Raw genomic sequence first — 11768 nt, 5'->3', positions numbered from 1 at the left:
CAGATTGTCACCATGCCGTCGCACTACCGAATTAAGAAAATCGTAGAAATTGGCGATACCCTGCATCGCAGTGGTTGTGCACCTTACAAAGTTGAAAAATATACCCAGCACTACGCACAAAAACATGGTGTGGACGTGATGATACAGGCGACGCCGACGGCGATTAATTACCAGTTTACCGACGCCAACAATACGGTTGTGATGAAACGCCTCAAACCTGCCTCAATTAATTTGAGTTTGCTGGCAAACACCATCATCCGAATTAATCAACCCAGCAGTGAACCGGTCCCCGAACCCGTTGGCTATTCCAAATGGGTGATTGCCATGGCGAACATGGGCATTCCGCCTGCGTATCTGATGTTGGTCGGCAGCACTTTAGAAGCGGTCGGCTTCGCCTTTTTACTTGGGCTGATGATTTGGCTCTGCCAACAAGTTTTTCATTCACGCCGTGCTATTGCGGTGGAGTTCTTCTCTGCCTTGGTGACTGGCATTTTCGTCGCGTTTCTTGCCAACACAGGATTACCCATCCCCGTCTGGGCATTGTGTATTGCCGCGGTCATTTTGTTTGTGCCGGGGCTTTCCATCGCCAACTCGTTAGAGTGTCTCGCCTTTAATGATCTGATTTCCGGTACCAGCCTCTTTGGGCAGAGCGTGTTGACGTTGATAAAACTCTTTGTGGGCATCGTTATGGGGCTCAATATCGGCGAAGCGATCTGGGGGCAAGCAACCTCAATTTCATACACCAATCAGGTGCCGATCTGGATGCACATTTTCGGCTTGTTCTTGCTTTCCGTTTCATTAGGCATTTTGTTTAATGCCAGGCCCTTGGACATTGTTCTCGGCTTGCCTGTGGCAATTCTTGGCATGTGGGGGCCGCTATATTTGGGCTTTGAGAGTGGCTGGGTGGTTGGCACTTGGATCACAACGGTGCTCATCACCTTGTACGGTACATGGCTAGCTAAAAAAATGGATCTGACTGGCTCAATATATATTGTGCAAGGCATCATCATTTTGGTTCCGGGAAGCCGCGTGTTAGTGAGCGCAGGTCAGTCAGTATTTGAGCAATCCATTTTGCCGATCCCTAGTATTGGACTTTCCGCTCTGTTCATGTTTTCGGCGATTGTCGCTGGCCAAATTACCGCGTACGCTATCTATTCACCGAAAATAGAGCATTAACCCAAAACTGGTATTAAACCATCTATAACGAAAGAGCCCGGTGCAAAATGGATTTTCTTCATCCCCTTTGCACCGGGCTCTTTGCCTCTATGTTTCATTTTACGGCTGAAACTGCCTTTACCTTTTTTCGCTTTCACCACCCGAGTCTTAAACAACTGGCTGGTGACCAACGCCTTAAGCGCGTTATCTTGTATCACTCCTCTGCCTAACTCATGTTCATGAGTGTCAGAGTGAATCTTATTTTTGCTTTTCATTCCTTTTCCCTCCCGGGGTGTCTCATTTCAGCGACTATTTGAGATCAAAGCGCGTTGGCTGTCAATTCTTATATCAATTGACAGATTATTTATATCTTGTCCATCAGCAAAATTTATTTGACGCATCATTAATTTGTAAGATCGATTAATAGTCGAAAACAAAATAGTGATTGGCGACAAATAATCTCAATTTACCGAGGTTTATCCATTGACTCTTGCGTAAGTTAACCTAGACTTTGGGTCGAACAGAAAGGAAGTCTTTTGTTTTACACATTTCGGCGAATTTTACAAAATTCCAGAACTGTGGGTTACAAATGTATTTTTTTCTTTATGCAATACCAGTCGTCAATTCGGCTAAATAAATTTTGATATAGATAGGATTTACACATGTCTAACACAGTAACCGGCACCGTAAAATGGTTTAACGAAACTAAAGGCTTTGGTTTTATCAAGCAAGAAAACGGCCCGGACGTTTTTGCGCACTTCTCTGCAATCAAAGGTGATGGCTTCCGTTCACTCGCTGAAGGCCAAAAAGTCTCTTTCGTCATCTCACAAGGCCAAAAAGGTCCTCAAGCAGAAGAAATCACAGCGCTTTAATTAGACTAGACTTTTTTACGGTAGCCAGCCATAGTGCTGGCTATTTTTATGCTTGAAATTCAATCTTATGGCACTCAAACCGACGATCTACAAATTCCGTATCAACCTAACCGATATGAATCGCGACTATTTTGATACGATTTCCATCACCACCGCACTGCACCCCTCTGAAAAAATCGAACGCTTAGCAGCGCGCTTGCTTGCATTCTGTTTGCATGCCCAGCCCGACCTAGCCTTCACCAAAGGACTGTCGAGTACGGAAGAGCCTGACATCTGGAAGAAAGAGTACGACGACTCCATCAGCGTTTGGATAGATGTCGGCGAACCCGAAGCCGAGCGAATGAAAAAAGCCTCTCGACAGGCCCAACAAGTGGTTGTTTACAGCTTCAATAGCAAAAGCGCCGTGTGGTGGGAAAAGAATAAGGGAAAATTTCAATCACTGCCTGTTAACGTTTATCAATTGGATGCGGCGGCGGTGGACGCTTTCGCCACTCAGATCGAACGAGGCACCACATTGTCAGTGATGATCTCCGGAAACTCAATTTTTGTCGATGGTGACCACTTCCACCAGCAAATCGACTGGCAAGGTTTACAAACTCATGAATGAACTTGAGCAACAGCTAAGTGGCATCGGCGTCCATACACTTGAATTTGTAGAAAACCACCCACAAGCTCTCGCCCGCTTTTGCACTGGGCAAAACGATTTATATCTGCGAGTGGTTAAAAATAAGCCGCAAACGCCCAAGCAGTTGCTCCTACTTGGTTTGTTGACCAAAGCCCACAGTGAAACACTCGCCGATTTCATGCAACATGCGAAAAGTCGCCAAGCAATGCATTCAGTGTTCGAGAGTGAACTGGGAGAAGAGTTCGCCGAATGTTTTAACGACGTTACGCTACAGGATCTCAGCGTGGTGACAACCTTATGGTTATTTGTGCAAGGTCGCCTCAACATGGATTTTAGTTTAGCGAATGATCACGCCCACGAAACCGCACAGCACCTCAGCCCGTTTCTAAAAATGCAACCTGATGCCATTCGCAGCGAGTTTATGCAAAGTTTTTATCAAGGCAAAGTGCTTTACCAACGCGACAATCCGCCAAGGGGTTTCTGGCAACGAATACGCAATCTATTTGCTTGATAAATTTCATGGTTTTGTAACAAGCGTAACACTGGTACACTCCGACGCGATTTATTAAACGTGGAGATTCGCTATGCGCTTTATTCGTTGGTTTTTAGGCAAATTGATCCTACTGGCAAATGCTATTTTTGCTCCCAAAGGCATACAGCGTAGCCGGGAAGCGCAAGCCTTTGTCGATGCAAAAGCCAAAAATCTATCGCTGTATCAATTTGAAGCGTGCCCATTTTGCGTCAAAGTGCGCAGAGCAATGAAAAGACAATCGGTTCACTTTGAACTGCGCGACGCAAAGAACAACGCCGAACATCGTCAAGCCTTGCAACAAGGCGGCGGTAAGATCAAAGTGCCCTGTCTACGCATTGAGGAAGATGGCCTGACTCGCTGGCTGTACGAATCCTCTGATATTGTTGCCTACCTTGAAAAAGAATTTGCCTAAGAAAAGATCAAAGGCACCACTCGGTGCCCTTATCCTTGAGTAACACTTTTGCCGATTATTGGGTAACGATTAACATCAACTCTACCCTACGATTGCATTTGCGTCCGTTAATAGAACGGTTAGAGCAAGCGGGCAGATACTCGCCGTATCCACGCGTATACACTCTACGTTCAGGAACTCGCGACATCAACAATTGCTTTTTCACTTCGTCAGCACGTCGCTCTGACAGCGAGTTATTAAAGCCACTTGTCCCCGTACTGTCTGCGTGACCATCGATTACGACGTCAATATCATCACGAGAAGAGAGATAATTTCCGAGCAAACCAATCCACTGAACCGAATCGGCAGACACTTCGGCTGAAGCCGTTTTAAAGTGAATGATTTCGGACAAATGAATCATCATGTGATTCCCGGGCAACAGTTGATATTCGATCCGATTACGTTGCAAAAACGCTTGCAGCGTTTCCCTCGTCTCGCTTCTCTTCGGTGTAACTTCACGAGTGACTGGCGGCTCTGGTTGTGCTTTGACTTCCCCGCCCCAATCAGGATAAATCAAAGCTTCCTCAGTTTTGGGCGCCGTATCGAGCATATTTGGCGGCGCAATCAGGCTACTGCACCCAGACAGCAAAACGCACAAAAGCGAAAGACTCGTTCTCATCGACACCCCAAATGCACAAATAGTTACTTCTCAATATCATATCGACCCAATTTGAAAATCTTTAGCAAATTGGGGCTGTTTCCTCAATATAGCGTGCTCACATGTGATTCAGCGCTCGAACAAGGTCATATCGTGTAGATTGTTCAGACTTGCTTAACCGCTGTGGCTCACCGCTTTAAAGAATAGCTTATTGTTTCAAATTGCGATTTATGCCAAACATTCGGTTTTCCTATGAGTGGTTAGTGGGTAAAATCGCAACTCTTTTTCTCTTGTTGTCATGACTATGTATAAACGATTCATTTCACTGCTGATGGCCGTAGTCGCCATCTTCACTCTTGTCGCTTGCAGCGACACCATGCAGCCTAAAGAAGGCTTGCAATATAAGACCTTGCCCACCTCTCTCGAGGCTTTTCATCTGCCTGCGGTTACCGAAGTTTTTTCACTGACCTGTGGCCACTGCCGAACTATGGAAGAAGTGATTCCTCAACTGGAAGAGCAAACCAAGCAAACATTTGGCAAGATGCACGTCACGTTTAATGACAGTGCGCAAATCAGCGCATTTATTTTTTATACCGCAGTGATGCAGCTCAAGCAGACGCCAGATCACGCCTTCATGCAAGAGCTGTTTGCGGCTGTGCAAATGGGTCCCGATGTGGCGGGCATAGAAAAACAACAAGCACTCGAAAAAGCGTTTGAGAAACGTCACCTCATTAGCCCATATCAGTTAGAGAAAGAACAGCAGCAAGCGATGTTTGCCCTGTTTCAGCAAGCGGACGCGGCATCTCAAGCGGCGCAAATTAACGCAGTACCGACTTTTATCGTCAACGGCAAATATCAAGTCTTGACCGGTGGCCATAAAAGTACTGATGAGATCGCTCAAACAATCACTTATCTACTTAATCAACCTTAACTTTACAGAGGTCATTTGTGTCTAAATTCGTTTTCCCTATTATTATTTTTCTGCTCGCGGCTTTTTTTATCTACCGTACTTGGACAAGCCACAAAGCGTCTGAGGCGAACTTTGCTATTGGCCAAGCCTTTCTAGAAGAGAACGGTAAAAAGGAAGGGGTAGTCACCACAGAGAGTGGCTTGCAGTATCAGGTGCTGCAAAAAGGCCATGGTGATAAGCACCCAAGCGCATCAAGCAGAGTGAAAGTGCATTATCACGGCACTTTAATTGATGGCAGCGTGTTTGACAGTTCCGTTCAGCGCGGTGAGCCCATTAGCTTTGGCTTAAATCAAGTGATTAAAGGCTGGCAAGAGGGCCTGCAATATATGGTTGAAGGTGAGAAAGTAAGGCTGTTTATCCCAAGCTCACTCGGCTATGGCAAAAGCGGTTCTGGCCCTATTCCACCAGCCAGTGTACTGATTTTTGATGTCGAACTGATTGAAATTCAATAAAAATTCTATAAAGTGCCGCTCATTGACGGCACTTTTTATTCGCAACGTTTTACACCAACACCTACGTATCGATTCAAATACGTTGCACTATACCTGTTTGGGACAAATTAACGGTGAGGCAGCGGATAAAATATCAACTCCTCACCTTCAACTATAAAGCAGTCCATACCCGCTGCATGGGCCGCCTGCAATCCAAGTTCGGTATCTTCAAACACGGCACATTGTTGCGCACTGAGTTCTAAAAGCTCTGCGGCACGCAGGAAAGTCTCCGGTTCTGGTTTGTGTTGCGTGACATCACTTGCTGTTACCACCACATCGAAGCAGGAGCGCAGCCCGCTGTTTTTTAACAGGCGTTCGGCGCTTTCACGCTGACTACCCGTTCCTACCGCCAGTTTTTTCTTGCCGAGGAACGCTTTTACCACACGATGAGTGACATCAATGATATCGCCATGGTTTTTCAGTGAGACAAAAGCATCCATCTTAAACGCAGACACTTCACTGGCAACAAGTTGCAGGCCAAAGCGGCGGTTGAGCTCGCTGGCGATTTTAAAGCTCGGCATCCCCCCCAGCCCATGCAGCCACTCCCTCTCAAAAGGAAAGTCAAAAAATTCAGCCGTTTGGCGCCAGGCTTCTAAATGTGCGGGCATGGTATCAATCAAGGTTCCGTCCATATCAAAGATCAAACCTTGATAGCGTAAATAGTCATTTTTGTTCATAGCTATCATTTCTTGTATATTGAGTGTCAGTTTGCTCATTAGGGGCTAGTATTAAGGAGTCAAGGTTGCAGGAGTTAAAAATCTCTCACTCGGTTGTTCTTGCCAGCCACGAATGGGAAATAATCGCTATTCGGGCACAAGGTTGCGGTGGGCAGAACGTCAATAAGGTATCGAGTGCGGTTCATTTGCGTTTCGATATCAAGCAATCGACCCTACCAGATTTTCATAAGCAATGCTTATTAAATCTCGGAGACAGTCGCATCAATAAAGAGGGCGTTTTGGTGCTAAAAGCTCAGCAACACCGCAGTTTTGAAAAAAATCGGCTTGATGCTGTAGAACGTTTGGCACAAATCATTCGAAATGCGATAAAGAAAGATAAGAAAAGAGTGGCAACAAAACCAACCAAAGGTTCGGTTAAAAGGCGACTTGAACAAAAAACGCACCAAGGAGCCAAAAAGGGCTTACGTGGAAAAGTTACTTTTTAAACAATTATTTACAAGTCAGTAGTGAAATGCGAGCTAGGTAGGGTTATAAGATTTTATAATTTTATCGCCATTCGTTATAAACGTATAATTAGTACGAATGACTATAAAACTGCTTACATATCTAAGGATACCGTATGACTATCAAGCAGAAGCTCTACTCTTTGGGTGTTGTCGCTATTTTAGGGATTGTTGCCCTACTGTTTTCCACCACTCACTTTGTTTCTAAATCGGAACAACTTCAGCAAGCCATCAAACTCGTCGCAGATTTGGAAATTCGACTGCTTAACCTTCGTCGCAATGAAAAAGATTTTTTACTCCGCAGCGATGTTAAGTACTTGTCTACTTTTGATAAAAACGTCGATGTTTTTCTTTCAACGGAAAAACAGCTCGCCGCCATTCTCACTAGCAACCAACTTCCATCAAGCGCTCAGTTGCGACAAGATTTACTCACCTACCAAAAAGGCTTTCAAAACTTGGTCGCGGCCTATCAAACCCTAGGGCTGAACGAGCAGCAAGGCTTATTAGGCAGCTACCTGCAAGAACTTAAGCGAGCAAAAGAGGCATCCAACGCGGAACAAGTTCTGCGCTTGATGGAGTTCAATCAAAATGTATTACAAGGCGAAGTGAAGAAAGAGCTGCTCAGCGGCATAGAAAGTAGCACCCTGCTTAGCCAAGCTGCGCAGGTGGCCAATCAGCATGTCACTATTGGCGTGCAGTACAACAAGGGACTGTTGGGGGAAGTGCGTAATCTCTCCCACACCGTAGAGGAACAGTTCAAAACATTTGCTAACGCTCTCAACGAAGCGTACAACGAGCAAACCCAGCAAATGGACCTTATTAAGCAATTTGTCACCGCTGTCGTCCTTTTACTTCTGGTGGGGATCATTTGGCAGATTTCCCGCTCAATCAATCATCAAGTTCAAGTGCTGTCTGATACGATTCACCGAATCTGTGAAACCAACAATGTGGGTTTGCGCTGTCAGATGAAAGGCAATGACGAATTGGTCGAAATTGGAAATTATTTCAATACCTTGCTAGAAAAAATCGAGCAGCTCATTTTCCACTCTCAGGAAAAATCGACCCAGCTCACTTCCAGCACCAACAGTATGCACGATGAACTGGAAGGCGTGATTGAGCAGTTCCATGTTCAGGCAGATCACACTTCGACCATGACCATCTCAGTGCAGGAAATGGTGTCCACCATCAGCGAGATCTCGGAAAGTACTTCTGTGGCGGTTGAAGGGGTGCAACAAGCAGCGAAAAACGCCGAAGCTGGACGTAATGTGGTGGTATCGACGGTGAAAAATGTTGATCAACTGACCAGCATTTTAGCCAATAGCCAAACGTCTATTCACTCCCTCAACGACCACGTGGACAAAATCGGCGGCGCAGTGGTCATCATCCAAGGGATCGCAGAGCAGACCAACCTACTGGCACTTAACGCAGCGATTGAAGCAGCGCGTGCAGGTGAACAAGGCCGAGGCTTTGCCGTGGTGGCCGATGAAGTTCGCGCCCTTGCCAGCCGGACTCACCAGTCAACCGAAGAGATCACCAAAGTGGTGGCAGCGATCCAGTCGCAAATGGCGAAAGTCGTCAGTGACATTGAGCAGTGCAATCAGCAAGGCCAAGAGACGTTGCACGCATCCGAGCAGTTAGATGCCAGTTTGGCGCGTATTATTATCGATATGTCGAATATTCAAGCTAACTCAGAACGCATCGCTTCGGCCATTGAAGAACAAGGCATTGTGATGGGACAAGTGAGCGATTCAATTACCGAGCTCAACACCATCTCTGAAAACAACATGCATTCAGCCCAAGAGTGTTTGGCGGAAGTGAATACCGTCTCTTCTCAAGCCAAAGACATGGACAAAGCGGTTGCGCAGTTTAAGACTCGCAAAAGCTGAGGGAGACACGCACAGTTTGAAGTAAAAGCGCAATGGTCCAAGGTGCTACTTTAAATAACGCAACGACTACTTTTTTAACTAAAATGCGTTATCATGCAAGCAATTACAGCCTTCGATAGAGAGGACAAAGATGATATCTAAATGGGCTAAGCGCTTTTACCAAATGGCAGAACTGGTGGCGTCATGGAGTAAAGATCCTTCCACACAGGTCGGCGCGGTTATTACCAAACAAAATCGTATTGTCTCAGTGGGTTTTAATGGCTATCCGCATGGTGTTTCCGACAGCGTTGACACCGATGAGCGAGAGCTGAAATATCTCAAAACCTTACACGCTGAAGAGAACGCCATCCTGTTTTCTAAACGAGATCTCGATGGTTGTGATATTTGGGTGACGCATTTTCCTTGCCCAAACTGTGCGGCGAAAATCATCCAAACAGGAATTGCGCGAGTACATTGCCCTGAGCAATCAGCCGATTTTCTCTCTCGCTGGGGAGATAAGATCCAAGTCAGCCAAGATATGTTTAATCAAGCGGGTGTTGAAGTGGACTGGCTACCGCTGGCCGACCTAAACAGCGATGACGTTCGTTAGTCTCTTTTTACCTGCCAAAACAAAAACAGTCGGCCCGGTTATATTACCGGGCCGACTGTTTTGAACACAACGATTAGGCGTAGCGTTTGGCGGTCATCTCTGCGATTTTTACGATCACTTCCACGGATTTTTCCATCTGCTCGATAGAAATAAATTCATGAATGCCGTGGAAATTATATCCGCCAGTAAATAAGTTAGGGCAAGGAAGTCCCATAAAGGATAATCTTGCGCCGTCTGTACCACCTCGAATCGGCTTAATCACTGGCTCAACATCACACTGCTCCATCGCTTGTTTGGCAATGTCAATAATGTGGGGGAAAGGTTCGACTTTCTCCCTCATATTGAAGTAACTGTCGGTAAAGCGGACTTCCACCGAGCCGTGTTTCAATTGCGCATTCATTTGATCGACCCGTTGCTGCATAAAAGCTTTGCGCTGTTCTATGCATTCACGTGAAAAATCTCGTAGGATATAGCCCAGTTCTGAACGTGCGACACCCATCTCCGCCGATTTCAAATGATAGAAACCTTGATACCCTTCGGTGCCTTCAGGGGTCTCATCTTCTGGCATCATGCAGTGAAAACGGCTCGCCAACGTCATCGCATTGACCATTTTGCCCTTGGCGGTTCCCGGATGAACACTGACGCCATGGAAAATAACGTCAGCACTGGACGCATTGAAGTTCTCGTACTCCAACTCGCCTTGTGGGCCACCATCAACCGTATACGCCCACTCGGCGCCAAAACGGGCCACGTCAAAATGGTCCGCGCCACGGCCAATCTCTTCATCAGGCGTAAAACCTATGCAGATATCGCCGTGTGGGAGGTGCGGGTTTTCCATCAGAAGCTCAATGGCAGATAAAATTTCTGCGATTCCGGCTTTATTGTCTGCGCCTAACAGCGTAGTGCCATCGGTTGCAATCAGGTTGTGGCCATGCAGAGCGTGCAAATCGGGATATTGAACTGGAGAGAGCACCTCATCGCCGATACCAAGTGCAATATCGCCACCTTGATAATCTTCGATAATTTGTGGCTTAACGTGTTTGCCAGATGCATCCGGCGCGGTATCCATATGGGCAATGAATCCGATGGCAGGAACAGGATAGCTGACGTTTGACGGCAGTTTTGCCATCAAATATCCATTGTCATCGAGGTGTACGTCACTCAAGCCGAGTTCGATGAGCTCTTGCTTTAAGTGCTGGGCAAATTTCAACTGCCCCGGCGTACTTGGGCAGCATTTTTTCTTGGCATTCGACTGAGTGTCAAACGTCACGTAGCGAATAAATCTTTGTACTAGATGTTTCATAGCAATTCTCATCATGGTAGCCAACAGGAGGAGCGGATTTTTGCTTTAGGGACATGCTCTCTACTTCTAATGCCGAATAGAACAAGGAGATTTGAGCTGCAAGGCGATATCCGGCCGAACTATCTTACGCCCTTGAAAGGATGAGAAGTTGCTTTGAATCAGTTTTTACTGCATTGCTTGTGCTTAACGTAAATAAGGCGACTATTTTGCCGCTACCGGTTTGTGGCTACCTGTTTGCCACTACCTGCGCGTGCAGTTCGCTGGCGAGCTCCTGCCAATCGCTAATCTCGCGATGAAAATGGCGCCATTGGGCCGCGTTCATGGAACGCGCAAGTTGCAGAATGTATCCGTCAGCTAGATCGACGTTCGACTGCAACTTTTGCTTAAATGCGTCGCCATGGTAGCTTTCGGGGTCAAGCAGCAAACGAGTAAGATGCTGCTGGAAATAGTGTGGATCTTGCTTGTGTTTAAACAGCGCTTCGACCGCTTGACGTAAGGCTGCCCGATATGCGCGCCAATCGGCTGTCGTGATGGTGACTTCTTGCGACCACTGTTTTATCAGCGCTTGTTGCGCAGGCGTGAGCTCTCCTAACCACTCTTCCGCACCTTCGACAAAAAACTCTTGATAACGCTCTCGGATCTCTTCCTCATTTAAATCCGCATATTTTTCATCACGTTTGCGATGAGCCTTTATCATATTTTTCAATAGCTCATCTTGCTGCGCCTGACTTAGCGAGAGCGCCAGAGCGTAAAGATCAGGAGCCAGTTTTTGCGCGATACGATAGCGGTGCTGTGTTAATGCTTCTCTTTGCGCGGCGAGAAAGGGTTTGGAGAGCTGAGTTTCAGTCAAGGTGGACAGCAATTGCAACTGGGATAGATAGATAGGCAGTTCGCTTTCTCTGTGCCATTGCAGCAGCACATCCAAGCGCTCTTCCACCAGCTCTTCTTGTTCATCCGTCAAGGTTACATAGTCATCAATGTACTCCATCACGACCCAATCGAGATGGTTATAAACCATTTTGTTTGAGCACCCTGTCAGCAGCAACAGCATGCCAAGTAACCCTAGGATAAAACGCCCACTCGTCGTAATCCGAACATAGATGCGTGACAACATTC

General features: G+C 46.5%; 15 protein-coding genes. 10 read left to right on the top strand and 5 right to left on the bottom strand.

What is annotated here, in order from left to right:
• Window positions 1-12 precede the first annotated feature (12 nt).
• Window positions 13-1176 carry a threonine/serine exporter family protein gene (locus tag UF06_RS02960; protein ID WP_045569113.1) on the top strand — a complete coding sequence of 388 codons (1164 nt, stop codon included), beginning with the start codon at window positions 13-15 and terminating at the stop codon, window positions 1174-1176.
• Here UF06_RS02960 and UF06_RS02955 read toward each other — a convergent pair.
• The gene (locus UF06_RS02955; protein WP_045569112.1) at window positions 1173-1430 is read right to left on the bottom strand and encodes a ribosome alternative rescue factor ArfA; all 258 of its coding nucleotides are present in this window, start codon (window positions 1428-1430) and stop codon (window positions 1173-1175) included. The genes UF06_RS02960 and UF06_RS02955 overlap by 4 nt on opposite strands.
• A 387-nt stretch (window positions 1431-1817) precedes the next feature.
• Here UF06_RS02955 and UF06_RS02950 point away from each other — a divergent pair, with 387 nt between their 5' ends.
• The 4 genes from UF06_RS02950 to UF06_RS02935 all read left to right on the top strand — a co-directional run bounded on the left by UF06_RS02950 (window position 1818) and on the right by UF06_RS02935 (window position 3596).
• A complete protein-coding gene (locus tag UF06_RS02950; protein ID WP_045569111.1) occupies window positions 1818-2027 on the top strand; it encodes a cold-shock protein in 210 nt (69 codons plus the stop codon).
• 67 nt (window positions 2028-2094) lie between these two features.
• Window positions 2095-2634, top strand: coding sequence for a YaeQ family protein (locus UF06_RS02945; protein WP_045569110.1), 540 nt, complete (start codon window positions 2095-2097; stop codon window positions 2632-2634).
• A complete protein-coding gene (locus tag UF06_RS02940) occupies window positions 2627-3163 on the top strand; it encodes a hypothetical protein (protein WP_045569109.1) in 537 nt (178 codons plus the stop codon). The genes UF06_RS02945 and UF06_RS02940 overlap by 8 nt, the downstream gene beginning before the upstream one ends.
• A 73-nt stretch (window positions 3164-3236) precedes the next feature.
• On the top strand, window positions 3237-3596 hold the full coding sequence (locus tag UF06_RS02935; RefSeq protein WP_045569108.1) for a glutaredoxin: 360 nt from the start codon (window positions 3237-3239) through the stop codon (window positions 3594-3596).
• A 55-nt stretch (window positions 3597-3651) separates the two neighbouring features.
• On the opposite strand, the gene UF06_RS02930 is transcribed toward UF06_RS02935, so the two are convergent.
• Complete coding sequence (locus UF06_RS02930) at window positions 3652-4254, bottom strand: OmpA family protein (protein ID WP_045569107.1); 603 nt, start codon at window positions 4252-4254, stop codon at window positions 3652-3654.
• Between the two features lie 283 nt (window positions 4255-4537).
• Here UF06_RS02930 and UF06_RS02925 point away from each other — a divergent pair, with 283 nt between their 5' ends.
• Window positions 4538-5164, top strand: a complete 627-nt coding sequence (locus UF06_RS02925; RefSeq protein WP_045569106.1) for a thioredoxin domain-containing protein — start codon at window positions 4538-4540, stop codon at window positions 5162-5164.
• 17 nt (window positions 5165-5181) lie between these two features.
• Window positions 5182-5655, top strand: coding sequence for an FKBP-type peptidyl-prolyl cis-trans isomerase (locus UF06_RS02920; protein WP_045569105.1), 474 nt, complete (start codon window positions 5182-5184; stop codon window positions 5653-5655).
• A 107-nt stretch (window positions 5656-5762) separates the two neighbouring features.
• Here UF06_RS02920 and UF06_RS02915 read toward each other — a convergent pair whose 3' ends face one another.
• Window positions 5763-6371, bottom strand: coding sequence for a beta-phosphoglucomutase family hydrolase (locus UF06_RS02915; RefSeq protein WP_045569104.1), 609 nt, complete (start codon window positions 6369-6371; stop codon window positions 5763-5765).
• Between the two features lie 65 nt (window positions 6372-6436).
• Here UF06_RS02915 and arfB point away from each other — a divergent pair, with 65 nt between their 5' ends.
• The 3 genes from arfB (at window position 6437) to UF06_RS02900 (ending at window position 9349) form a co-directional block, all read left to right on the top strand.
• Entirely contained in the window at window positions 6437-6856 is a 420-nt protein-coding gene (gene arfB, locus UF06_RS02910) for an alternative ribosome rescue aminoacyl-tRNA hydrolase ArfB (RefSeq protein ID WP_045569103.1), read from the top strand.
• A gap of 134 nt (window positions 6857-6990) precedes the next feature.
• On the top strand, window positions 6991-8760 hold the full coding sequence (locus UF06_RS02905; protein ID WP_045569102.1) for a methyl-accepting chemotaxis protein: 1770 nt from the start codon (window positions 6991-6993) through the stop codon (window positions 8758-8760).
• A 130-nt stretch (window positions 8761-8890) separates the two neighbouring features.
• Entirely contained in the window at window positions 8891-9349 is a 459-nt protein-coding gene (locus UF06_RS02900) for a cytidine/deoxycytidylate deaminase family protein (RefSeq protein ID WP_039427294.1), read from the top strand.
• Between the two features lie 73 nt (window positions 9350-9422).
• Here UF06_RS02900 and pepT read toward each other — a convergent pair whose 3' ends face one another.
• Both pepT and UF06_RS02890 read right to left on the bottom strand, forming a co-directional pair.
• Window positions 9423-10652 (bottom strand): peptidase T, encoded by a 1230-nt coding sequence (gene pepT / locus UF06_RS02895; protein ID WP_045569101.1) that lies wholly within the window; start codon window positions 10650-10652, stop codon window positions 9423-9425.
• Between the two features lie 226 nt (window positions 10653-10878).
• Window positions 10879-11766, bottom strand: coding sequence for a DUF6279 family lipoprotein (locus tag UF06_RS02890; protein ID WP_045569100.1), 888 nt, complete (start codon window positions 11764-11766; stop codon window positions 10879-10881).
• Window positions 11767-11768: the final 2 nt, after the last annotated feature.

The organism is Vibrio sp. S234-5 (assembly GCF_000960595.1).
GTDB lineage: Bacteria > Pseudomonadota > Gammaproteobacteria > Enterobacterales > Vibrionaceae > Vibrio.
The sequence above is the reverse complement of the archived record's forward strand: the minus strand, read 5'-3'. Positions and strand labels throughout refer to the sequence as shown.